The organism is Bordetella sp. FB-8, assembly GCF_000382185.1.
In the GTDB taxonomy this organism is placed as follows: Bacteria; Pseudomonadota; Gammaproteobacteria; order Burkholderiales; family Burkholderiaceae_B; genus Bordetella.
Genome location: NZ_KB907784.1, coordinates 1368649 through 1391214, shown reverse-complemented (window position 1 = coordinate 1391214; position 22566 = coordinate 1368649). Strand labels below are relative to the sequence as shown.

The 22566-nt window shown below is 63.1% G+C and carries 22 protein-coding genes; 13 read left to right on the top strand and 9 right to left on the bottom strand.

Annotation, left to right across the window (positions count from 1 at the left end; genetic code table 11):
* The first annotated feature begins 54 nt into the window (after window positions 1-54).
* Window positions 55-1299: an MFS transporter gene (locus H143_RS0106625; RefSeq protein WP_019937444.1), complete on the top strand. Its 1245-nt coding sequence runs from the start codon at window positions 55-57 to the stop codon at window positions 1297-1299.
* Window positions 1300-1350: 51 nt separating this feature from the next.
* Here the strand turns inward: H143_RS0106625 and H143_RS0106620 are convergent, their stop codons facing one another.
* The 3 genes from H143_RS0106620 to H143_RS0106610 form a co-directional block, all read right to left on the bottom strand.
* Window positions 1351-1599, bottom strand: a complete 249-nt coding sequence (locus tag H143_RS0106620) for a VOC family protein (protein WP_026349796.1) — start codon at window positions 1597-1599, stop codon at window positions 1351-1353.
* A gap of 42 nt (window positions 1600-1641) precedes the next feature.
* Window positions 1642-1956: a hypothetical protein gene (locus H143_RS0106615; protein WP_019937443.1), complete on the bottom strand. Its 315-nt coding sequence runs from the start codon at window positions 1954-1956 to the stop codon at window positions 1642-1644.
* A 134-nt stretch (window positions 1957-2090) separates the two neighbouring features.
* The gene (locus tag H143_RS0106610) at window positions 2091-2699 is read right to left on the bottom strand and encodes a TetR/AcrR family transcriptional regulator (protein WP_019937442.1); all 609 of its coding nucleotides are present in this window, start codon (window positions 2697-2699) and stop codon (window positions 2091-2093) included.
* A 116-nt stretch (window positions 2700-2815) separates the two neighbouring features.
* Between H143_RS0106610 and H143_RS0106605 the strand changes: the two genes are divergently transcribed.
* From H143_RS0106605 to H143_RS22895, 5 genes are all read left to right on the top strand, one after another.
* Window positions 2816-3886 (top strand): MBL fold metallo-hydrolase, encoded by a 1071-nt coding sequence (locus tag H143_RS0106605; protein ID WP_019937441.1) that lies wholly within the window; start codon window positions 2816-2818, stop codon window positions 3884-3886.
* A 98-nt stretch (window positions 3887-3984) separates the two neighbouring features.
* Complete coding sequence (locus H143_RS20120; RefSeq protein ID WP_019937440.1) at window positions 3985-4287, top strand: hypothetical protein; 303 nt, start codon at window positions 3985-3987, stop codon at window positions 4285-4287.
* Window positions 4288-4425: 138 nt separating this feature from the next.
* On the top strand, window positions 4426-5418 hold the full coding sequence (locus H143_RS0106595; RefSeq protein ID WP_019937439.1) for an Abi family protein: 993 nt from the start codon (window positions 4426-4428) through the stop codon (window positions 5416-5418).
* Between the two features lie 178 nt (window positions 5419-5596).
* Window positions 5597-5968 carry a restriction endonuclease gene (locus tag H143_RS22900; protein WP_231378467.1) on the top strand — a complete coding sequence of 124 codons (372 nt, stop codon included), beginning with the start codon at window positions 5597-5599 and terminating at the stop codon, window positions 5966-5968.
* Window positions 5969-6125: 157 nt separating this feature from the next.
* Entirely contained in the window at window positions 6126-6317 is a 192-nt protein-coding gene (locus H143_RS22895; protein WP_231378466.1) for a hypothetical protein, read from the top strand.
* A 176-nt stretch (window positions 6318-6493) separates the two neighbouring features.
* Here H143_RS22895 and gyrB read toward each other — a convergent pair whose 3' ends face one another.
* The 3 genes from gyrB to dnaA form a co-directional block, all read right to left on the bottom strand.
* Window positions 6494-8941: a DNA topoisomerase (ATP-hydrolyzing) subunit B gene (gyrB, locus tag H143_RS0106585; protein ID WP_019937438.1), complete on the bottom strand. Its 2448-nt coding sequence runs from the start codon at window positions 8939-8941 to the stop codon at window positions 6494-6496.
* 76 nt (window positions 8942-9017) lie between these two features.
* Entirely contained in the window at window positions 9018-10127 is a 1110-nt protein-coding gene (gene dnaN, locus H143_RS0106580; protein ID WP_019937437.1) for a DNA polymerase III subunit beta, read from the bottom strand.
* Window positions 10128-10129: 2 nt separating this feature from the next.
* Window positions 10130-11557, bottom strand: a complete 1428-nt coding sequence (gene dnaA, locus H143_RS0106575; RefSeq protein ID WP_019937436.1) for a chromosomal replication initiator protein DnaA — start codon at window positions 11555-11557, stop codon at window positions 10130-10132.
* Between the two features lie 196 nt (window positions 11558-11753).
* On the opposite strand from dnaA, the gene rpmH reads away from it, so the two are divergent.
* The 5 genes from rpmH to katG all read left to right on the top strand — a co-directional run bounded on the left by rpmH (window position 11754) and on the right by katG (window position 16856).
* Entirely contained in the window at window positions 11754-11888 is a 135-nt protein-coding gene (gene rpmH / locus H143_RS0106570; RefSeq protein ID WP_003800771.1) for a 50S ribosomal protein L34, read from the top strand.
* A 55-nt stretch (window positions 11889-11943) separates the two neighbouring features.
* Complete coding sequence (locus H143_RS0106565) at window positions 11944-12366, top strand: ribonuclease P protein component (protein WP_019937435.1); 423 nt, start codon at window positions 11944-11946, stop codon at window positions 12364-12366.
* Window positions 12367-12407: 41 nt separating this feature from the next.
* Window positions 12408-12677 carry a membrane protein insertion efficiency factor YidD gene (yidD, locus tag H143_RS20110; RefSeq protein ID WP_033366154.1) on the top strand — a complete coding sequence of 90 codons (270 nt, stop codon included), beginning with the start codon at window positions 12408-12410 and terminating at the stop codon, window positions 12675-12677.
* A gap of 67 nt (window positions 12678-12744) precedes the next feature.
* Complete coding sequence (gene yidC / locus H143_RS0106555; protein WP_026349795.1) at window positions 12745-14412, top strand: membrane protein insertase YidC; 1668 nt, start codon at window positions 12745-12747, stop codon at window positions 14410-14412.
* Between the two features lie 290 nt (window positions 14413-14702).
* Window positions 14703-16856: a catalase/peroxidase HPI gene (gene katG / locus H143_RS0106550; protein WP_019937432.1), complete on the top strand. Its 2154-nt coding sequence runs from the start codon at window positions 14703-14705 to the stop codon at window positions 16854-16856.
* 13 nt (window positions 16857-16869) lie between these two features.
* Here the strand turns inward: katG and H143_RS0106545 are convergent, their stop codons facing one another.
* Window positions 16870-18075, bottom strand: a complete 1206-nt coding sequence (locus H143_RS0106545) for a M20 aminoacylase family protein (RefSeq protein ID WP_019937431.1) — start codon at window positions 18073-18075, stop codon at window positions 16870-16872.
* 147 nt (window positions 18076-18222) lie between these two features.
* On the opposite strand from H143_RS0106545, the gene mnmE reads away from it, so the two are divergent.
* Complete coding sequence (gene mnmE / locus H143_RS0106540) at window positions 18223-19596, top strand: tRNA uridine-5-carboxymethylaminomethyl(34) synthesis GTPase MnmE (RefSeq protein ID WP_026349794.1); 1374 nt, start codon at window positions 18223-18225, stop codon at window positions 19594-19596.
* Window positions 19597-19660: 64 nt separating this feature from the next.
* Entirely contained in the window at window positions 19661-20053 is a 393-nt protein-coding gene (locus tag H143_RS0106535) for a hypothetical protein (protein WP_155803339.1), read from the top strand.
* Between the two features lie 40 nt (window positions 20054-20093).
* On the opposite strand, the gene H143_RS20105 is transcribed toward H143_RS0106535, so the two are convergent.
* Window positions 20094-21476: an MFS transporter gene (locus H143_RS20105; RefSeq protein WP_019937428.1), complete on the bottom strand. Its 1383-nt coding sequence runs from the start codon at window positions 21474-21476 to the stop codon at window positions 20094-20096.
* 65 nt (window positions 21477-21541) lie between these two features.
* Window positions 21542-22480 (bottom strand): 2-hydroxyacid dehydrogenase, encoded by a 939-nt coding sequence (locus tag H143_RS0106525; protein WP_019937427.1) that lies wholly within the window; start codon window positions 22478-22480, stop codon window positions 21542-21544.
* Window positions 22481-22566 lie beyond the last annotated feature (86 nt).

Genomic DNA, 22566 nt, shown 5'->3' with positions numbered 1-22566 from the left:
GTGCGCCGATCAGGGCGTGCCGGCAGACTGCCGTGGTCAAAAGGACCACGCATCATGCCATCACACCCGCTTCCCCGCTCTATCCTGAATCTTTCCTGGTCGAACCTAGCCGCGCAGTCTGCCGAGCAACTCAGCCTGGCCGCGGCGCCGCTCGTCGCCGTGTTGTCGCTGGCCGCCGGCACCGCGCAGATCGGCATCCTGACGGCCTTGCAGACTCTGCCCTTCCTGCTGCTTTCGATGCCGCTGGGCGTGCTGGCCGATCGGCTGCCGGGTCGGCGCCTGATGGTCTGGAGCGAAGGACTGCGCCTGCTGGCGCTGCTAGCCACCTTCGCCTTGTTGTTATCGTCGGGGCTGACCATCGCGGGGCTGGCTGCCCTGGGTTTCATCGGTGCCGTCGGCACCGTCGGCTTCAGCGTGACGGCACCGGCCCTGGTGTTGTCGCTCGCTCCGCGCCAAGCGTTGGGACGGGCCAACGCCAGGTTGGAATTGGCCCGCAGCATGGCCTTCGCCGCCGGTCCCGCGGTCGCGGGAGTCCTGGTTTCCTGGGTCGGCGCATCGGCCGCCTATGCCCTGGGCACCGCCCTGTCGGCCACCGCAATGTATTTTTTGCTGCAGCGAGCCGCTCCCGGATCGGCGGCACCGCACGCGCCACGCCGGCGTGCACGGCGCCAGCACGCATTGCGTGATGTCGCCGAAGGCGCGGCCTTTGTCTGGCGTGACGCATTGCTGCGGCCGATCATGATTACGGGGGTGATCTTCAACATTGCCTGGTTCGTCCTGCAAGTCGTCTATGTACCCTACGCCGTCCATGCGCTCGGCCTGAACGCGGGCGAGGTGGGCGGCACCATGGCGCTGTATGGCGTGGGCATGTGCATCGGGGCGCTGCTGACCCCGCGCATCCTGGCCCGTCTGCCCTTGGGACGGGCCATCCAGATCGGCCCTGTCTGCGGCGCGCTGGGCGCCGCGAGCCTGGCGACGACCTTGCTAATCCCCAGCGTCTGGCTGGCCGGGCTGTGCTTCTTTCTGCTGGGAGCGGGTCCCATCGTGTGGACCATCGCGACCACGACGCTGCGTCAGAACGTCACCCCCGACGCCTTGCTCGGGCGCGTATCCGCGCTCTTTCTCACTGTCAACACCGGCGCACGCCCCATAGGTGCCGCGCTCGGCGGCCTGATCGGCGCGCACTGGGGCGAGCCGGCCTGCCTGATGATCGCACTGGCGGGCTTCGCCGTTCAAGCCCTGGTCATCACTTGCTCAGGCGCCGCGGCACTGCGGCAAATGCCGGTATCGGCCGCATAAAAGACGCACTCTACGGCGGCGCTAGGCGGCGCTAGGCGGCGCTGCCCAAGGCTAGCATTGCCAGCCCTTCGCGCTCGCGCAGATAATCGCGCACGAAGCCGCCAAAATCACACGCCCCGGCACATGATCCGCGATGGCCCGTGCATCGCTACCTACCGCTATCAATTCGATAAAAGAACTGCCGAACTGGAGCAGCCTGATTTCGGTACCCCAGCGATGACGGTTACGGGCGCCCACCTGAAAGCCCATGCCTTGGTACAGCGCCTGGGCAGCATCGAGATCGCGCGGCAACCACCGCATGGTCGATCCGTCGCGGCATAGGGTTCATCCGGTCTCTCCCTGTCAACAATTCACGGGCACGCCGTAGGTGCTGACGATCCGCGCATCCTGCTGCGCTGCGGAAAACAACTCCCACATCAGCCCATTGACGTCGATGCTGCTCGAATAGCCCGGCACCGAGTCGTCCTCGAACCCGACGTGCCGCAATTGGCCGGCCTTGCCCGGCATCTCGTTGATCGAGAAATTGAGCAGATCGGTGCGCCACATCGCGTACTGGCCTGGCACGACCGCGGACGGCGCCTGTCCGAGGCGGGCACTGTAGTCGGAAATGGATGCTTCGAGGTTGGCAACGGCCAAGGCGATGTGAAAGCGCTTCATAACAGACTCCAGTATTGGGTTGGGTCTGCCAGTGTAGGGATGCCGCATCGGCTCAAACAGCCCAGCCGGCATACTGGTATGGACATTACCCGTTTACCCGGGCCTGCTCCACGAAGCGGCCTTCGGACCGCCCGCTACACGCCATAGTGACTCAGGAACAGATCGGCACTGGCCGCCGCCAGTTTCTTCTGCGCCGCCGGTGTCAGCCGCGGCTGACCCATCGCCAACTGCGGCCAGAAGGCGACACCCTTGACCAGGCATTCCAGCTGCTTGTATGCCTGCGCGGCATCGCCGGCCTTGAGCGCGCCGTGCTTCTGCGCGGCGCGGATCCAGTCCAGCATCGCGTTATCCTTCTGGCCGATGCGGTCCACCATTTCGCGGGCTCGCTCCGGCGAGTGCAGCGCGGCGGCGATCGCCACGCGCGCCAGCGCCAGGAAATTGTCGTCGGCCAGCATCGCGAGCTTGCTCTGCAGCAGCTCGATCAACTGCTCGCGCACCGGCCGCCGCGGCTCGTACGCGCGCCGCGGCTCGCTCGCGCTGCTCTCCCACAGAATATCCAGGATGGCGGCGAACAGTTCGTCTTTGCTTGCGAAGTGGTTGTAGAGCGTGCGCTTGGACACCTCGGCGCGCGCTGCCACTTTGTCAACGCTGGTGGCCTCGAAGCCGTTGGCGCGGAACTCGGCGATCGCCGCCTGAATGATGGCATCGCGCTTGCGATCGGTGAGTCGGGATGGGGAAGTCATGCAAAATTTTACACCGATCAGTGTACTTTTTCATGGAACGCCCGTACACTAAAAACTACACGGTGCAGTTTACTTAAAACTCCGAGCCCAGCGCTTTCAAAAAACCGGACACCTCCATGACCTGCCTTGGCTCGCGCGCCATCCAGACGCCCCCGACCGACACCGCCGCCTCGCCGCAACATCGCAACGGTAAGTTCCACAATGCCGTCCCGCGCGTGGCCCCGGGCTTGCGCAAGACATTGGCCATCGCCTGGCGCGTGTTGACGCAAAAACCCGACAACACCATACCGCGCTCGCCTGTTCCGGTGCGGGCGCTGAACGCCGACACCCTGGGCGCGGCGCCCGAGGCCAGCGTGTTTCGTCTCGGCCATTCGACGCTGCTGCTCAAGCTGGCAGGCGAATTCTGGCTCACCGATCCCGTGTTTTCCGAGCGCGCCTCGCCCGTGCAATGGGCCGGCCCCAGGCGTTTTCACCCGCCGCCGATCTCCATCGCCGAACTGCCGCCCATCAAGGGCGTGATCCTGTCGCACGACCACTACGACCACCTGGATCGCGCCGCCGTGCTCGAACTCGCCCCCAAGACGCAGATGTTCATCACGCCGCTCGGTGTCGGCGAACGGCTGATAGCCTGGGGCATCGCGCCGCAGAAGGTGCGCCAGCTCGACTGGTGGCAGCAGACCTCGCTGGCCGGCGTGAATCTGGTGGCCACGCCTGCGCAGCACTTCTCGGGACGCAGCCTCAAGGACAGCGACTCGACGCTATGGGCCTCGTGGGTGATTCTGTTCGGCGGTCTGCGTGTGTTCTTCAGCGGCGATACCGGCTACCACGCCGGCTTCAAGACCATCGGCGAGCGCTTCGGTCCGTTCGACATCACCTTCATGGAGACCGGGGCCTACGACGCGCACTGGCCTGAGGTCCACATGCAGCCCGAAGAAACGCTGCAGGGCCACCTGGACTTGCGCGGCCGTTGGCTGATGCCGCTGCACAACGGCACCTTCGACCTGGCTATGCATCCTTGGCACGAACCGTTCGAGCGCATCCTGGCCCTGGCGCAGGCGCATGGCGTGCCCCTGGCCACCCCGACCATGGGCGAGCTGCTGTCGCTGGCGCAGCCGCACGCGGGCGAGCGCTGGTGGCAGGCTGTCGATGCTACCGAGCGCATCGTGGCCGCAGCGCTGACGGCTTGAAGGGAATCAAACCATGCCGATCTCGGTCATCCTCACCGGCGCCACCGGCATGGTCGGCGAGAGCGTGCTTCTTCTGCCTGGGCGTCTCATCGGTCGGCATGAGCGAAGCACATTACACGTGCGTCACCTACGACCTGACCCTGCGCTTCGCCCGCGCACTGGAATGGCAGAACCCCGACGCGGCATTCTGTTATGTGAGCGGCGCCGGCACCAATTCCACGGAACGCGGCCGCGCGATGTGGGCGCGGGTCAAGGGGGCCGCCGAGAACGAATTGCCGCGCTTGTTCAGGCGCGCCGCGATGTTCCGCCCGGCCGTGATGCGCGCGACGCCCGGCCATAAGCACCTCAAATTCTGGTGCCGGGCACTGGCCTGGACCTACCCGATCGCTGGTCAGTTTTAAATGCGCCTCAACATTTGATGACGCCTGCTTCGAACCATTTCGGCCAATTTTTGAATTCATCAAATCCAAGTGCAACCCGGGTGCCACTGCATGAGTTTCTTTAATAAATAACGCACACCTTTTAATAGAATTGGCCAAATGAGTTATCCCAAGCCCTGGAAAAGCTACTCGGACCAACTGGATCAGTTGATCGACCGAGGCATGGTCGTCACCGACCGGGCTCGCGCGCTGGATTACTTAGAACGCATCGGCTACTACCGCCTCAGCGGCTATTGGTTCGCTTTCCGCGAACGCAGCGAACCGTTGTGTCTGTTGGATGAGCATGGCCGCAAGCCAAAGAAGGTGCGCGAAGAGCGCATCGCCCTAGATGCCTTCCGGGCTGGGACCACCTTTCAAAATGCGGTGGATCTGTACGTGTTCGACAAGCAGCTTCGGCTGCTGGTCATGGACGCGCTGGAGCGCATCGAAGTGGCGTTGCGTGTGGACGTGTCTCACACCTTGGGACAGCTTGACCGCTTTGCCTACCTGAAGCCCGAGCTGTTACACGACGAGTTCAGCGTCAAGCTGGACAAGGATTCAGGCGTGACGCGGCACCACGAGTGGCTGGGCAAGCACGCGCAGTTGATCGGCCGCTCCAGGGAGGAATTCGTTCGACACAACCGGGCCAAGTACGGCCTGCCGCTGGCGATCTGGGTTGCATGCGAGGTGTGGGACTTCGGCACGCTTTCGACGTTGTTCAATGGCATGCGCGAAGCGGAGCAAGATGAGATTGCCAGCCAATACGGTGTGAACAATGGCCGGGTGTTCGCGACATGGTTGCGCAGCCTGAACTACCTGCGCAATGTCTGTGCGCACCATAGCCGTCTTTGGAATCGGAACGTCGTCGACCAGCCGAAGCTACCGTCATCGGCCGAGCAGGCCTGGGTCACACCGTTTGAGGCTGATGCGCACGCGCGGGCGCGCTGCTTCTTGCTCTTGAAGATCACACGGCATCTGCTGGGCGTGGTCAACCCTCGGTCGAGCTGGCCTGATCGGATGAAAGCGCATCTACTCGCCTTCCCTGATCTCTCTCACCTCGGCCTGAACCTGGCGGGCATGGGCGCCCTCAGTGGCTGGGAGGCAGGCTGGTGAGTTCAGGCAATAAAAAACCCCTCAGCAGCTTCCCTGCCGAAGCAGAGTCACCGAGAGGGGCCGTGTTGATGCAAATTGTAGGCTACCGGGCCTGTACCGTCAACGTCCGTACTTGTCCGCAGACATGCACCAAGGTCTAGGAAAGCGCGCAATTAGGGAGGAAGAGATGGCAATTTAGTTGATTCGCGCAGGATCTCACGGCGAATACGAACAGAAGTTCATCCAGGAAGGTCGGGTCTATGTGACCTGGGATGAGCTGAACCTTGACTTATCCAAGCTGCACCAGCGAGGCGAGCTGACCGCTGAAATGACCCAGCGCTACCCGGAGGCCAAGCCCAAGGCTGTCCTGAACTGGGTCAGTCAGGTCTGGCCCTTCGCCCACGAGATGCAGAAGGGCGACCTCGTGGTGTTGCCCCTGAAAACTCAGCCTGCGGTCTACATCGGCGAGATCACAGGGGACTACCACGCCGAGACGGCTGGCCCGAACCCCTTCTTCCACTGGCGGGCTGTGAAGTGGATCGGCGAGGCCATCCCGCAGACGCAGACCTAGACGAGCTGGCACGCGACCAAATCGCCGCGCTGGTTTCCGCGCGCTTCAAAGGGCACGGCCTGACCCGACTGGTTGAGGGCATCCTGAAAGCACAGGGCTACACCACCTACCGCAGCCCGGAGGGAGCAGACGGCGGTGTGCTGATCAGGGCCTGTTCGTGGCCTGGGGTGGCTTCAAGGGCAACGTGCAGAAGGAACTGGCCTCCCAGTTCTTTCGGCTGCGGCTTTGGACGCAAAAGGAGCTGCTCGAACAACTGTTCGAGCAGTACGAGCACTTGGATGAAGACATCAAGGCTGAGCTGCCGTTAAAACGGGTCTGGATGGTAGCCACGCAGGACGAGGGTCTTTGATCACACTTGCCATTGAACGAAAAAGGGAACGCAAATGCGTTCCCTTTTTTAATGCCTTTTGAAAACAGGTCGGTATTCAGAAAGGTCTCACTTTATACGTCGAAAAAGCCTCACGTTTTTGGCGAAAGTCTCACTTTCTATGACGCCTGACAGCTTATTGCGATCCCCGAAAACCATCACGCATCGATATTGCTCGCCAACAAGGCATGAGCCTCGATGAACGCGCGCCGCGGTTCCACATCGTCGCCCATCAGCGTCGTGAACACCTCGTCCGCCGCGATGGCGTCCTCGATCTGCACGCGCAGCAGGCGGCGCACCTTCGGGTCCATGGTGGTTTCCCAAAGCTGCGCGGGGTTCATCTCGCCCAGGCCCTTGTAGCGCTGCTTGGAGATGCCGCGCTCGGCTTCGTTGCGCAGCCACTGCATGACTTCGCGGAAATCGCCGACAGACTGTTCCTTGCGCTTGTCGCCTTCGCCGCGGCTGACCACCGCACCTTGCTGAACCAGATTCAGGAAAGTCTGGGCCGACCTGGACAGCACGGCATAGTCGGCGCCCTGCACGAAGTCGGTGTCGATCACGCTCACGCGCACATTGCCGTGATGCATGCGCTTGACGACCAGGCGGTGTTTTTCCGAAGCCTCGTCGTGTTCGGCAACGACGTCCACGCCATTGGTCGAGCCTTCGACGTGCAGTGTGTCATACAGGCGCTTGGCCGAAGCCTGGGCGGCGGCGGCGTCGGACAGATCGACCTGCACGCCCTCGGCCAGGGCCGACAGGGCGCCCACGTCGAAGACGCGCGACAAGCGCGAGATGACGGTATCGGCCAGCACGTACTGCCTGGCCAATTCGGCCAGCGCGTCGCCCTCGATCAAGGCCGCGCCCGCGGCCGGCATCAGCCGGGCATCCTTGAGCGCCAACTGCATCATGTACTGCGCTTCCTCGACATCATCCTTGAGATAGCGCTCGTCGCGGCCGAGCTTGACCTTGTAGAGGGGCGGCTGGGCGATATACACATGGCCGCGCGCCACCAGCTCGGGCATCTGGCGGTACAACAGCGTGAGAAGCAGGGTGCGGATGTGCGCGCCGTCCACATCCGCGTCGGTCATGATGATCAGGCGGTGATAGCGCAGCTTGTCGATATTGAAGTCGGGGCCGATGCTGGTGCCCAGCGCGGTGATCAGAGTGGTGATCTGTTCGCTGGCGATCAGGCGGTCAAAGCGCGCCTTCTCCACGTTCAGCACCTTGCCGCGCAGCGGCAGAATGGCCTGGAATTTGCGGTCGCGGCCTTGCTTGGCCGAGCCGCCGGCCGAGTCGCCCTCGACGATGTACAGCTCGCACAGGGCAGGGTCCTTCTCCTGGCAGTCGGCCAGCTTGCCGGGCAGGCCGGCGCCTTCGAGCACGCTTTTTCTGCGCGTCATTTCGCGCGCCTTGCGCGCAGCCTCGCGGGCCCGGGCGGCCTCGACGATCTTGCCGCACAAGGCCTTGGCGTCGTTGGGGTTCTCGAGCAGCCAGCTCTCCAGCGAACGCGCCACGGCGTCTTCCACGGCGGGCCGCACCTCGCTGGACACCAGCTTGTCCTTGGTCTGGCTGCTGAACTTGGGCTCGGGCACTTTGACCGACAGCACGCAGGCCAGGCCTTCGCGCATATCGTCGCCGGTGGTCTCGACCTTGGCCTTCTTGGCCATTTCATTGTCGGCAATGTACTTGTTGACCACGCGGGTCATGGCCGCCCGCAGCCCGGTCAGGTGCGCGCCGCCGTCGCGCTGCGGGATGTTGTTGGTAAAGCACAGCACGGTTTCGTTGTAGCTGTCGTTCCACTGCATCGCCACTTCGACGCCCACCTCGGTGCCGCCGGCGTTCGAGTGGGTGGCCACGGCAAACACATTGGCGTGCAGCACCGTCTTGCTGCGGTTGATGTATTCGACAAAGCCCCTGACCCCGCCCGAGAAGGCGAAGTTCTCTTCCTTGCCCTGGCGCTGGTCGACCAGGCGGATCTTGACGCCGTTGTTCAGAAACGAGAGTTCACGCAGACGCTTGGACAGAATCTCGTAGTGGTACTCGATGTTGTTGAAAATCTCGGCATCGGCCAGATAGCGCACTTCCGTGCCGCGCTTGCCGGTGCTGCCGGTAACCGCCAAAGGGGCCAGGCGCTCGCCGCGCTTGAATTCCATCTGATGGACCTGGCCATCGCGGTAAATCGTCAGCTTCAACCATTCGGACAGCGCGTTGACGCAGGACACGCCCACGCCGTGCAGGCCGCCGGACACTTTGTACGAGTTTTGGTCGAACTTGCCGCCGGCATGCAGCTCGGTCATGACGATTTCCGCCGCGCTGCGGCCGAATTCGTCGTCTTTGTGGATGGCGGTGGGAATGCCGCGGCCGTTGTCGGTGACCGAGATCGAGTTGTCGGTATGAATGGTGACGACGATGTCGTCGCAATAGCCCGCCAGCGCTTCGTCGATAGCGTTGTCGACCACTTCGAACACCATGTGGTGCAGGCCGGTACCGTCGGACGTGTCGCCGATGTACATGCCGGGACGCTTGCGCACGGCCTCCAGGCCCTTGAGCATCTTGATCGAGTCGGCGCCGTAGTTTTCGCTGGCAGTGTTCTGTGGGTCGGACATGGTTGAATCTTCAGTCATTCAATGGATACGGGGCTTGCGCACAGGGCAAGCGCATCGCGAAAAGCTCGCGCGAACCTTAAATGCGCATGGGCATGACGACGTACTTGAAGTTCTCGTCGTCGGGCAGGGTGATGAGCGCCGACGCATTGGCGTCGGGCATAACGGACCAGCGGATGCTCTCGGTCTTGAGGTTGCCCAGCACGTCCAGCAGGTAGCCCACGTTGAAACCCACGTCCAGCGCTTCGAACGTGTAGTCGATGTCGAGTTCTTCCTGCGCCTCTTCCTGCTCGGCGTTGGTCGAGGAGATCTTCATCACGTTCTGCGCCAGCTGCAGGCGCACGCCCTTGAACTTGTCGGTGGTCAGGATGGCGGCGCGCTGCAGGCTGCCCTGCAGGGCTTCGCGGCTCACGTCGAAGTGGCGCGTATAGGAAGTGGGGATCACGCGCGTGAAGTCGGGGAACTTGCCCTCGACCAGCTTGGAGACCAGCTCGACGTCGCCAAAGCGAAAGCGGATCTGGCCAGGGGCCACGTCCACCGCCACGGGTTCGTCCGAATCTTCGAGCAGGCGCTGCATTTCCAGCACGGTCTTGCGCGGCACGATGACCTCGTGCTTTTCGGCGATGCCCTCGGCCTTGGTGGCGCAATGCGCCAGGCGGTGCCCGTCGGTGGCCACCGAACGCACGAAACCGGGTTCGAACACCAGCAGCATGCCGTTCAAGTAATAGCGGATGTCCTGCTGCGCCATGGCGAAATGCACCATATTGAACAGGTGGCGCAGCGTGCGCTGCGGCAGTGTCAACGACACGCTCCACTGCTCGGGCTGCGCCACGGTGGGGTATTCACTGGCGGCCAGGGTCTGCAGGGCGAAGCGGCTCTTGGCCGACTGCACCGTCATCTTGCCGGAGGCCAGCGACATTTTCACCTCGCCGGTGTCGGGCAAGGCCTTGAGGATGTCCAGCAGCTTGCGCGCGGCCACCGTCGTCGATTCGTTGTCGGAACCCACGCCGAAATCGGCATGCGTGGTGATCTGTACTTCCAGGTCGGTGGCAATGAAGGACACCTTGCTGCCTTCCTTGCGCATCAGGATGTTGGCAAGGATCGGCAGGGTGTGCCGCCTTTCAACGATGCCCGCCACGGTCGAGAGCGGTTTCAACAATGCGTCGCGCGTGGTTTGTACGAGTTGCATAGTCATCCTTTTAGAGTTTGTTCCAACACGTGCAGGGTATGGTTCAGCTCCGCTTGCTTGGCGCGGGCATCGGAAATCTTGCGGACCGCGTGCAGCACCGTGGTGTGATCGCGTCCGCCAAACAGGTCGCCGATCTCGGGCAAGCTCTTCTGGGTCAGCTCCTTGGCCAGGTACATCGCCACCTGACGGGGCATGGCGATATTGGCCGGCCGGCGTTTCGAATACATGTCGGCGACCTTGATTTTGTAGAAATCGGCCACGGTCTTCTGGATGTTTTCCACGGTGACCTGGCCGCTGGAGACAGAGAGCAGGTCTTTGAGCGCATCCTTGCTCAGATCCACGGTGACCTCGTTGCGGCCGTGAAAGCGCGCATAGGCCAGAACCTTGCGCAGCGCCCCCTCGAGCTCGCGCACATTGCTGCGCAGATGCTTGGCGATGAAGAAGGCCACCTCCTCGGGCAGGGTCGCGCCCTCGATTTCGGCCTTGCGCAGCAGAATGGCCACGCGCATTTCCAGTTCGGGCGGCTCGATGGCCACGGTCAGGCCGGAATCGAAGCGCGAAGTCAGCCGGTTGTCGATGCCCGACATTTCCTTGGGATAGGTGTCGCTGGTGATGATGATCTGCTTTTTCTGCGCCACCATCGCCTCAAAAGCGTAGAAGAACTCTTCCTGGGTGCGCTGCTTGCCGGAGAAGAACTGGATATCGTCGATCAGCAACAGGTCCAGGGAATGGTAGTAGCGCTTGAAGTCATCGAAAGTCTTGCGCTGGTAGGCCTTGACCACGTCGGCCACATACTGGTCGGCATGCACATAGCGCACGTGCGTGCCGGTACCGGCCGCCACCATGGCATTGCCGATGGCGTGGATGAGATGCGTCTTGCCCAGGCCCACGCCCCCATACAGAAAGAGGGGGTTGTAGGACGTGCCGGGGTTCTCGGCCACTTGCAGCGCCGCGGCGCGGGCCAGCTGGTTGGCCTTGCCCGTGACGAAGTTCTCGAAGGTAAGGTCGGTATTCAGGCGCGAGCGCTCGTACACCACGCCGGCGGCGTCGCTGGGGGGCTGGGGCGCGGGCGCTTGCGCCGACACGGGCCTGGACGCGCTCGCGCCGTAGCGGGCGGGCGGCGCAGGGGCGGCGGGCGCAGGGGCTGCCGGCCCGGCGGAACCGGCGCGCGGCGTGGCGCCCGAGGAGGAGGGCAGCTCGAAAGACACCTGTACCGGCCGCGCAAACCACTCGGAGGCCAGCGCCTCGATCTGGTGGGAAAAATTCTTGCGTACCCAATCCAGCTTGAAGCGGTTCGGCGCGGCCACGCGCAAGAGGCCCTGAGCCTCGTCGAAGGCCAGCGGGACCAGCGGCCGTATCCAGGCACTGATTTGTTGGGGGGGGAGCTCCTGCTCAAGACGACTGACGCAGGTCTGCCAAAATTCGTTCATGTCGCTCTTGTTCTAAACCTCGATTCTAGCCTACCCCGGCGGGTTATCCACAGGCCGGGGCTACCCTGGCCCTTGCGTCCCTCTCTAACTGTTTGACAGTGCTAGTTTTTCTTGTTGAAATAGTGGGCTTTTGCCGAATTGTCGAGGCCGCTCCTACCGGGATTGGCCTCTTACCTTTGTTCTTTGTGGAACGCACATGAAACGTACCTACCAACCTTCCGTTACCCGTCGCAAGCGTACCCACGGGTTCCGCGTGCGCATGAAAACCCGTGGCGGCCGTGCCGTTCTGAACGCTCGCCGCGCCAAGGGCCGCAAGCGCCTGGCCGTCTAGAGCCGGGCAGGCCGCCCTGCGGCTGTCTCTGGTTTAGACCCAAGGCCTGCAAGTCATGTCGCGCGCCACGCTTCCTGCGCAAGCGCGCTTGCATCGCCCCTCCGAGTTTGCCGCTGCCCTCAAAGGCCGGCGCCTCGCCCGAGGGGCGTTTTTCGTTGTGAGTGCCGCCTCCGCGGCGGCCCCGGACGCAAAGCCCGCCGGTTCGGCTGACAGTGCCGCCGAAACCAGCCGCTTCGGCGAGCAACCTGCCTGCGCGCGCCTGGGCCTGGTCATCGCCAAGCGCTACGCACCGCACGCCGTCACCCGCAATGCGCTCAAGCGCGTCATCCGCGAAGCCTTCCGGACCCAGCGGCTGGCGCTGCCCGCGCGCGATTATGTCGTGCGCCTGCAAAGCAGGATCGCGCCGATATCGCTTACCGAGCTCAAGCGCGCGGCACGCGCCGAAGTCGATGCTCACTTCGAGCGCATCGCAAGATGAACGGCCCTCTTCCAGACTCCCGTCCGGACGCGACCGGCCTGTTGACGCGCCTGCTGCTGATCGCCCCCATCCGGTTCTACCGTTTTTTTCTCAGTCCCTGGGTAGGCCAGCAATGCCGCTACACACCCACCTGCTCGGCCTATGCCATCGAGGCTATCGAACGGCATGGACCCTGGATCGGCCTGTGGCTGGCCGTGCGCCGCATCGGCCGCTGCCATCCCTGGGCGCCCGGCGGCCTGGATCCGGTGCCGGACCCCCGCCCGGGTAACAAAGACTGCCGCTGCAACCCTCCGAAACCGGATCGACATTAATTAACGCTACACTGGCAGGCTTTGCTGGCCTTGTGCCCGCTGCTACCGGTAGCCATCTTCTGAAACCATGGATATTCGCCGAACCGTCCTCTGGATGATTTTCTCGTTTTCCCTGCTGTTCCTATGGAACAACTGGGAAATCCACAACGGCAAGCCCTCGATGTTCGGGCAGGAAACCGCCGCCACGCCAGCCAGCCCCGGCACCACGCCGAACGCGTCCATCCCCAGCGCTGCGACCGGCGCCGCGCAGCCCGGCAACGTGCCCGCCACAACCGCCGCGCCCGCTGTCAGCTCGGCCCCGTCGGCCAAGGTCGTGGTCACCACCGACGTGCTGCGGCTGACCTTCGACACGACCGGCGCCCAGCTGGTGCGCGCCGAGGTGCTCAAGTATCCCACCGACGGCCAGCCCACCGTGCTGTTCGATCGCTCGCCCGCGTCCACCTATGTGGCGCAATCGGGCGTGGTCGGCGCGCCGGCCAACGCGCCGGGGTTTCCCACGCATCTGACGCCGTTCCATCTAGTCTCGAACCAGCTGGACCTCACCGGCAACACGCTGCCCATCACGTTCGAGGCCGAGTCGGGTGGCATCAAGGTCACCAAGACCTACACCCTGCATCGCGGCAGCTACGACATCGATGTGCGCAACGACCTGACCAACACGGGCAACACGCCTCTGTCGCCTTCGCTGTACCTGCAGCTCGAGCGCGACGGCAACGATCCCGTGGGTACCACGCGCTTCTATCACACCTTTACCGGCATGGCGGTGTATTCGGAGCAAAACAAGTTCCAGAAAATCGCCTTCTCGGATATCGAGAATAACAAGGCCGACTACATCAAGAAGGCCGACAACGGTTGGATCGGCGTAGTGCAGCATTACTTCGCCACCGCCTGGATTCCGCCGCAAGGCCAGCAGCGCGCCATCGATGTGCTGCAGGTACAGCCCAATCTGTACGCGATCCGCACCATCGAGCCCGTGGGCCAGATCGCGCCGAACTCCACCGCCAGCGTCGACACGCATCTGTGGGTCGGCCCGCAGGACCAGAAGGCCATGTCCGCCGCCGCGCCGGGCCTGAACCTGGTGGTCGACTACGGCTGGGTCACCATCGTCGCCAAGCCGCTCTTTGAGCTGATGACCTGGCTGCACACTCTGATCGGCAACTGGGGCTGGACCATCGTGGCCTTGACTGTGCTGATCAAGGCCGTGTTCTTCCCGCTGACTGCCACCAGCTACAAATCCATGGCCCGCATGAAGGCTGTGGCTCCCCGGATGCAGGCGCTGAAGGAGCGCTACGGCGACGATCGCGTCAAGCTCAACGCGGCCATGATGGAGATGTACCGCACCGAGAAGATCAATCCGCTGGGCGGCTGCCTGCCCATGGTGATACAGATCCCCGTGTTCTTCGCGCTGTACTGGGTGCTGTTGAGCAGTGTGGAAATGCGCGGCGCGCCGTGGATCCTGTGGGTCCACGACCTCTCCGTGCCCGATCCCTTCTACATCCTGCCCGCGATAATGATGGGCACCATGTTCCTGCAAATCCGCTTCAATCCCAAACCGCCAGATCCGGTGCAGGCCAAGGTGATGATGTTCATGCCCCTGGTGTTCGGCGCGGTGATGTTCTTCGCTCCGGCCGGCCTGGCTATCTACTATTGCGTGAACAACACCCTGACCATCCTGCAGCAGTGGACCATCACACGCGGGCTGGCCAGACGGGCGACGAAGGCGGCCAATAGCTGACGCCTGTCGTAGCGACGCCCTGAAAAATCGGGCCGACACCTTGGTGGTGTCGGCCCGATTTTTTATTGCCCTGTGCATCAGGCATGCGATTAGCGTCGGACTCCGCGCCTACAGGCCTTAGATTTTTTGATATGCCATCATCAAGTAAATCAATTTCTCCTTATCATTGATCGCTCCTATCATTGCTTGAGACCTCCCCGGCGCGCCTGGCCCCTCGCCACCGCCAATTGCAGCGGGAGGACGTTTTCCTTGCCGCAGGCCTGTGCCCGGCTTTACGAATGGAGCAAGCGATGACCGACAATACAGCCCAGTGTCCCTTTCACCACGCAGAGGGTGGCGGCACGACGAATGACGATTGGTGGCCCCAGCGGTTGCGCGTCGATCTGCTCGCCCAGCACTCGAACAGGACCGACCCGCTGGGCGAGAAGTTCGACTATGCGCAGCAGTTCAAGCAACTGGACTACGAAGCGCTCAAAGCCGACCTGCGCAAGCTGATGACGGACTCGCAGGAGTGGTGGCCGGCCGACTTCGGCCACTACGGCCCGCAATTCATACGCATGGCCTGGCATGGCGCCGGCACTTACCGCACGGGCGACGGCCGCGGCGGCGCCGGCCGTGGCCAACAACGCTTCGCCCCGCTGAACTCCTGGCCGGACAACGTCAACATCGACAAGTCGCGCCGCCTGCTGTGGCCCATCAAACAGAAATACGGCCAGAACATTTCCTGGGCCGATCTGCTCATTCTCACCGGCAACGTCGCGCTGGAAACCATGGGTTTTCGCACGTTCGGTTTTGCCGGTGGCCGCGAGGACACCTGGGAACCCGACAACGACGTCTACTGGGGCGCCGAGAAAGAGTGGCTGGCCCTCACAAACAATCCGCACAGCCGCTACTCGGGCAAGCGCGACCTGGAAAACCCGCTCGCTGCCGTGCAGATGGGCCTGATCTACGTCAATCCAGAGGGCCCGGACGCCAACGGCGATCCCGTATCCGCGGCGCACGACATCCGCGAGACCTTCGCCCGCATGGCCATGGACGACGAGGAAACCGTGGCGCTGATCGCAGGCGGCCACACCTTCGGCAAGACCCACGGCGCCGGTCCGGCCTCGCACGTGGGTCCCGAACCCGAAGCCGCGCCGCTCGAATATCAAGGTTTGGGCTGGGCCAGCAGCTACCAGTCGGGCAAAGCGGGGGACGCGATCACCAGCGGCCTGGAAGTCACTTGGACCAGGACCCCGGCGCAGTGGAGCAACGACTTCTTCGAAAACCTGTTCAAGTATGAGTGGGTCCAGACCAAGTCGCCCGCAGGCGCCATCCAGTGGGAAGCCAAGGATGCCGAGGCCGTCGTTCCGGGGCCGACGGCCGGCTCGCCCAAGCGCAAGCCGACCATGCTCACCACCGACCTGTCGCTGCGCATGGACCCGGCCTACGAGAAGATCTCGCGCCGCTTCCTGAACAACCCGCAGGCCTTTGCCGACGCCTTCGCCCGCGCGTGGTTCAAACTGACCCATCGCGACATGGGTCCGAAGGCTCGCTACCTCGGACCCGAAGTGCCCAAGGAAGACCTGATCTGGCAAGATCCCCTGCCCAAGGCGGTGCACAATCCCGGCGCGGCGGATATCGCCGACCTCAAGGCCAGAATCACCGCGTCCGGCCTGTCGGCTCCCGCGCTGGTGGCCGCGGCCTGGGCGTCGGCCTCGACCTTCCGCGGCTCGGACAAGCGCGGCGGGGCCAACGGCGCGCGCATCCGCCTGGCGCCGCAGAAGGACTGGGCCGTGAACCAGCCCGTGCTCGCGACGCTGGCCAAACTGGAGGAAATTCAAACAGCTTCCGGCAAGGCGTCGCTGGCCGATGTCATCGTGCTGGCTGGCGCAGTGGGAATCGAAATGGCGGCCAAGGCTGCGGGCGCCTCTGTCTGCGTTCCTTTTGCCGCGGGCCGGGTAGATGCTTCGGCGGAGCAGACCGACGCAGCGTCTTTCGGCGCGCTCGAACCCATCGCCGACGGTTTTCGCAACTATCTCAAGGGCAGCTACAACATACCGGCCGAAGCCCTTCTGATCGACAAGGCACAGCTGCTGACGCTGACCGCGCCCGAAATGACCGCACTGATCGGAGGCCTGCGCGCCATCGGCATCAATGCCGACGGTAGCAAGCACGGCGTATTCACCGACAAGCCTGGCACCTTGACCAACGATTTCTTCGTCAATCTGCTCGACATGGGTACGCAGTGGAAGGCCGCCGGCGACCTGTACGAAGGCCATGACCGCAAGACCGGCGCCCTGAAATGGACAGGCACGCGCGTCGACCTGGTGTTCGGCTCGAATTCGATCCTGCGCGCGCTGGCCGAGGTCTACGGAAGCGCGGACGGACAGCACAAATTCATCGACGACTTTGTCGCGGCCTGGGTGAAGGTGATGAACCTGGACCGCTTCGATCTGGCTTGATCGTGCCGCCTGGTCAGGCCTTGAAAAAGGCCTCGACCAGCTTCACCCAGTACGTCGCGCCCACCGGAAGCAGGGCGTCGTTGAAGTCGTAGTTAGAGTTGTGCAACTGGCACGGCCCCATGCCGTGATAGCTGGCATCGCGGTGATCGCCCTCGCCATTGCCCAGAAACAGATAGGCGCCAGGAATCTCCTGCAGATAGAAGGAAAAGTCCTCCGCGGCCATCAGCTGAGCGGTGTTCTCATCGACGTTTTCGGCGCCGAAGGCTTCGCGCGCAACCTGCGCGGCGAACGCCGTTTCTTTCGCGTGATTCACCACCGGCGGATAAGCGCGTGTGAACTGTAGTTCGCCCGTCGCGCCATAGACCTGTGGCAGGGAAGTCACGATGCGATGCATATCGCTTTCGATCTGGTCCAGCGTCTCGGTCGTGAAGGTGCGCACCGTGCCGCGCAGCACCACTTCGCCGGGTATCACGTTGTAGGCGTCGCCCGCGTGGATCTGAGTGATCGACAGCACGGCCGGGTCGAGCGGATCGCGCCGTCGCGATATGACCGACTGCAACGCCTGCACCAGCTCGGCCGAGATCACAATGGGATCAACGCCCCGGTTGGGCATCGCGGCATGTCCGCCGACGCCGCGGATGACGATGTCCCAGCGGTTGCTCGATGCCATCAGTGGGCCCGCGCGCAGACAGAACTTGTTGGCCGGCTGACCCGGCATATTGTGAATGCCGAAAATCGCATCGCAGGGGAATTTCTCGAAAAGGCCTTCTTCGATCATGGCTCGCGCGCCGGCATGGCCGCCTTCTTCCGCGGGCTGGAAAATGAAATTCACGGTGCCACCGAACAGCTCGCGGTGCTTGGCCAGGTACTGCGCCGCACCCAGCAGCATGGTGGTATGGCCGTCATGCCCGCAGCCGTGCATGCGGCCACTGACGGTGGATGCATGCGCGAAACGGTTCAGTTCCGGCATGGGCAGTGCATCCATGTCCGCCCGCAATCCCAGGCTCTTGCGCGATGCAGCGCCGGTGCCGTGCAATACGCCGACCACGCCGGTCTTGCCCAGGCCGGTGTGCACTTGCAGCCCCCATGCGCGCAAACGATCGGCCACCAGCCTGGAGGTCCGGGTCTCCTCGAAGGCCAGCTCCGGGTTGGCATGGATGTCGCGCCGGATGGCGGTAAGTTCGCCGCGCGCACGTTCGATTTCGTCTAGGGTCTTCATGGAAATTCCTGTCTGGCGGTAAAAATCTGTCCTACATCATAGCCATGCGTGCCGTCAGACCGCCAATCACGGCAGAGCCGCCATGTCCCCTCCGGCAATTCCGCCCAGGCACGTTATATTTCTTCATTGCCTGTTTTTGCGCCCGCCATGCCTGCTGCATCCATCCCCATTGCCGCTATCGCCACCGCCCCGGGCCGGGGAGGAATCGGCGTGGTGCGTGTCTCGGGCGGCAACCTGGCCCCACTGATCATGCGGCTTTTCGGCCGGGAACTCAGCGCGCGCCATGCACATTACCTGCCTTTCACCGCCGCCGACGGCGAGGTGCTGGATCAAGGCATCGCCCTGTTTTTTCCCGCGCCGCATTCCTACACCGGCGAAGACGTACTCGAACTTCAGGGCCACGGCGGACCGGCCGTGCTGCGGCGCCTACTGGCGCGCTGCATGGAAGCCGGCCGCGACCAAAGCCTGCGCCTGGCCCAACCGGGCGAATTCACGCACCGTGCCTTCCTTAACGAGCGCCTGGACCTGGCCCAGGCCGAAGCCGTGGCCGACCTCATCGATGCGTCGTCGGAAGCCGCGGCGCGCGGCGCCATGGCCTCCTTGTCCGGGGAATTCTCCGCGCGGGTCAACGCCTTGGCCGATCGCATCGTGCATCTGCGCATGCTGGTCGAGGCCACGCTCGACTTTCCCGAGGAGGAAATCGACTTTCTTGAAAAATACCAGGCCCGTCCCACGCTCGATGCGCTGGCGGCCGATCTGGATACACTCGTCAGGCAGGCCAGGCAGGGCGTAATCCTGCGCGAAGGCCTGCACGTAGTGCTGGCCGGCCAGCCCAACGTGGGCAAGTCCAGCCTGCTCAATGCGCTGGCGGGCGACGACATCGCCATCGTCACGCCCATCGCCGGCACCACGCGCGACAAGGTCGTACAGGAAATACACATCGAGGGCGTGCCGCTGCACATCGTGGATACCGCTGGCCTGCGCGAGACCGACGATACCGTCGAAAGTCTGGGCATCGCCCGCACCTGGAAGGAAATCGAACGTGCCGACCTCATCGTGCATTTGCAGGACGCCACGCGTCCCGGTGACGCGCTCGATGCTCAGATCACCGCGCGGCTGCCGGCCCGCACGCCGGTGCTGGTCGTCTACAACAAAGTGGATCTGCTGCCCGAACCCTTTACCGCGCCTGCAGGTGGACCTGCTTATGCAGGCGCCCTGACAATCTCGGCGCGTGCCGGCACCGGTCTGTCCGAACTGCGCACGCAACTGCTGCAGCTGGCTGGTTGGAATCCCGGCGCCGAATCTCCCTGGCTGGCGCGCGAACGGCACTTGCATGCTCTGCAGGCGGCCGCCCAGCATCTGGCGTTCGCCTCAGAGCACGCCTCGCAGGACGATCGCGTACTGGATCTGTTTGCGGAAGAACTGCGGCTGGCGCACGAGAGCCTGACGGCCATAACGGGAAAATTCACCAGCGACGATCTGCTCGGTGAGATCTTTTCCAACTTCTGCATCGGCAAGTAGCTTGACGCCCGAAGAAATCCAGCCAAAGATGACGCAAACTTTCCCTTCCTGCAACACCCAATCCATGCAATCAAAAGCACGGCACTCCCGGCATACCCTCTACGGCATCGCGCTGGTTTGCGCGCTTTCGACGACTTCGGCACCCGCTATCGCAGCCGGCTCAATCGACGATCTGTGGAGCATGACCATCGCGGCTGCCAACTCAATTGCTGCGCAGGCCCAGGCCAACAACGACAAGAAGGCCCTGCATCTCATCGTGGACGAAGTCCAGCAATGCATGACCCGGGTCAACGACGCGCTTGCCAACAACGCCAAGCCCGACACCATCGTCCGCGAATGCGCCCAGAAAGTCCTGGCTGATGTTTGCACCGGCACCGGCTTTGCAAACACGAGCACGGCGCTGTCCATCAAGTCCACGCCCGAATGTGGGAACCTTGCCGACGCCGCCCGGATGTAGTGCCTAGGATAGGCATGTGTTTTGTTTAGTGGCTCAGCCGTCACGCATGCACGACCTTCTTTTTCGCGATCGTAATCTGCGCGATCGCACATGCCGCGATCAGCAGTACGGCGGCAATGGCTGCCGATACCTTCAATCCCGCCACGACATGATGCGGTTCGTCTCCAGCCAGTGCACCGAAAAGCGCCACACCCATCGCACCGGCGGCCTGCCGCGCGGCGTTGAGCACTGCCGCGGCAATACCTGAGCGCTCGCGCTCGACATTGGCCAGTACCGCCGTCGTCATCGCAGGCACGCCCAGCCCCATGCCGCCGGGCATCATCACGAAAGCAATGGCCAACTGCCAATAGGGTACCGATGCCGTGGCCACGATAGCAAGCAGCGAGAACCCCATTGCATCGATCAGCGCGCCGGTGATCATGGGTGCACGCGAACCGGCTTTTCCGACCCACCAGCCGCTGATGATGTTGACCACGAGAAACGTCGCGGTAAGCGGCAGAAAGGCCAGCCCAGCGGCGAGCGGCGTGTAGTCCAGCACACGCTGAAGATAAAGGCTCAGTACGAAAACAATGCCGTAATAGGTAAAGTTGGCGATGCTGCCGAAGCAGACGGCGCCACAGAAAATTGGCGACTTGAATAATGACAAAGGCAGCATCGGTGCCTCCGTCTGTGCTTCCCAGCAAACGAATGCGATCGCCGCGGCAGCTCCGATCGATGCGCAGATCCACACCAGAGGATTTTCAAAGCCCCTAGGCTGGACCTCGATCACGGCACCGATGACGGCGCTCAGGGCGATTACACTCAACAGCTGGCCGACTACATCGAAACCGCGTTTGGCCGCGGGCCGCGGCGTTTCTTCACACTTGAGCGTCAGCCACACGGCGATCGCGCAGATGGGCAGGTTGACCAGGAAAATGCTGCGCCAGCTCGTCACGCCGATCAGAAGGCCACCGATAATGGGCCCGGCGGCGACGGCGATGCCGCCGACAGCCGTCCACCAGCCTATTGCCATGGCGCGACGCTCGGGATGCCCCGCAGCGGCGTGATTGATGAGCGCGAGCGAACAGGGCAGCATCATTGCGGCGCCCACACCCTGCAGCATGCGTCCGGCGATCAGCAGCGCCGCGTTGGGAGCAAGACCGCAGGCAGACGATGCAAGCGCGAACATGACAATGCCACCAAGATAGCCTCGTTTGGCCCCCCAGCGGTCGCCAATATAGCCGCCGGTCAAAAGCAAAGCGGCAAACACCAGAGCATAAGCATCGACCACCCACTGCAGGCCGGCGAGGGTAGCGCCCAACTCCCGCGCTATCGTGGGTAGCGCGACGTTGACGATGGTCACATCGAGTTGGACGATTCCGAAGCCGAAACTTGCCGCGACGGTCGTCGCAACGATGGGGAAGGAGACTGCACGCTTAGTCATGCCGCCATGGTAGTTGCGGACCGGATGCGATGCTTCGGCACAGGCCGAAGCATGTGCAGATCACTTCAGAACTGAACCGCCGAGAGGAGCGGCATCCCGGAAAAATACCGCGCCGCGTTGTCGAGGAACCGTTGATAGGAAGCCTGCGCCGCTTCCGGCGAAGTTCCTGCCATATGGGGAGTCAACACGATATTGTCCAGATCCTTCAAGACTGCCGGCAACTCCGGCTCGCCTTCATAGACGTCTAGTCCCGCGCCAGCGATCACGCCCTGTTCGAGGGCGTAAGCCAAGGCTGCCGTATTGACCACGCTGCCACGCGCCACGTTGACCAGGTATCCCTCGGGACCCAAGGCTTGTAGCGTCTGGGCGTCCACCAGATGCCGCGTCGCCGGGCCGCCTGGTGTCGTCACGATCAGGTAGTCCGACCAGGCTGCAAGCTCCCTGGCACTACCGAAGTATGCATAGGGTTCATCTTCGATAAGGCTGCGGTTGTGATAGCCGATTTCCAGCTCGAATCCCAGGCCGCGCCGGGCGATCTTGCGGCCTATGGTGCCCATGCCAAGAATGCCCATGCGCTTGCCCGAAAAGTTGGGCGGGAAGGGCAGGCAATCGCGCCAACCGCCGGCTCGCGTGTGGGAATCGAGCCTGACGATGCGCCGCACTGCGGCCAATAACAAAGCCATGGCATGGTCGGCGACGCAGTTGTCGTTTGTGCCTGCGCCATTGCCCACTGCAATGCCGCGTTCTCGCGCGGCTTTCAAGTCGATATTTTCGTAGCCGGCACCCAGTGCGCAAATTAGCTCGACCCTGGGCAGGACAGCCAATTGCTGCGCCTGGCAACCCACCGTGCCGTTGGTCAATATCGCCCGCACATTGGCATGTTGCGCCAGGCGCTCCGGCGTCTGGTCTCGCTGATCGGGGACATGATGAATTTCAAAGTGCCTGGACAGCATTTCCCTGTAGTCGTTCTTCAGGGCAATAAGTACCAACAGATCGTTTTTCATAACCGGAGAAAGATCGGCGCCAAATGGTGCCATTGCGCCAGCATGTCAGCATCACCGCGCTTTGTCGAATCGCAGGCGGAGCCGCC

Coding starts and splice junctions, on each gene's coding strand:
- H143_RS0106625 (WP_019937444.1), top strand. CDS start 55: ATGCCATCACACCCGCTTCCCCGCTCTATCCTGAATCTTTCCTGGTCG.
- H143_RS0106620 (WP_026349796.1), bottom strand. CDS start 1,599: ATGCGGTGGTTGCCGCGCGATCTCGATGCTGCCCAGGCGCTGTACCAA.
- H143_RS0106615 (WP_019937443.1), bottom strand. CDS start 1,956: ATGAAGCGCTTTCACATCGCCTTGGCCGTTGCCAACCTCGAAGCATCC.
- H143_RS0106610 (WP_019937442.1), bottom strand. CDS start 2,699: ATGACTTCCCCATCCCGACTCACCGATCGCAAGCGCGATGCCATCATT.
- H143_RS0106605 (WP_019937441.1), top strand. CDS start 2,816: ATGACCTGCCTTGGCTCGCGCGCCATCCAGACGCCCCCGACCGACACC.
- H143_RS20120 (WP_019937440.1), top strand. CDS start 3,985: ATGAGCGAAGCACATTACACGTGCGTCACCTACGACCTGACCCTGCGC.
- H143_RS0106595 (WP_019937439.1), top strand. CDS start 4,426: ATGAGTTATCCCAAGCCCTGGAAAAGCTACTCGGACCAACTGGATCAG.
- gyrB (WP_019937438.1), bottom strand. CDS start 8,941: ATGTCCGACCCACAGAACACTGCCAGCGAAAACTACGGCGCCGACTCG.
- dnaN (WP_019937437.1), bottom strand. CDS start 10,127: ATGCAACTCGTACAAACCACGCGCGACGCATTGTTGAAACCGCTCTCG.
- dnaA (WP_019937436.1), bottom strand. CDS start 11,557: ATGAACGAATTTTGGCAGACCTGCGTCAGTCGTCTTGAGCAGGAGCTC.
- rpmH (WP_003800771.1), top strand. CDS start 11,754: ATGAAACGTACCTACCAACCTTCCGTTACCCGTCGCAAGCGTACCCAC.
- H143_RS0106565 (WP_019937435.1), top strand. CDS start 11,944: ATGTCGCGCGCCACGCTTCCTGCGCAAGCGCGCTTGCATCGCCCCTCC.
- yidC (WP_026349795.1), top strand. CDS start 12,745: ATGGATATTCGCCGAACCGTCCTCTGGATGATTTTCTCGTTTTCCCTG.
- katG (WP_019937432.1), top strand. CDS start 14,703: ATGACCGACAATACAGCCCAGTGTCCCTTTCACCACGCAGAGGGTGGC.
- H143_RS0106545 (WP_019937431.1), bottom strand. CDS start 18,075: ATGAAGACCCTAGACGAAATCGAACGTGCGCGCGGCGAACTTACCGCC.
- mnmE (WP_026349794.1), top strand. CDS start 18,223: ATGCCTGCTGCATCCATCCCCATTGCCGCTATCGCCACCGCCCCGGGC.
- H143_RS0106535 (WP_155803339.1), top strand. CDS start 19,661: ATGCAATCAAAAGCACGGCACTCCCGGCATACCCTCTACGGCATCGCG.
- H143_RS20105 (WP_019937428.1), bottom strand. CDS start 21,476: ATGACTAAGCGTGCAGTCTCCTTCCCCATCGTTGCGACGACCGTCGCG.
- H143_RS0106525 (WP_019937427.1), bottom strand. CDS start 22,480: ATGAAAAACGATCTGTTGGTACTTATTGCCCTGAAGAACGACTACAGG.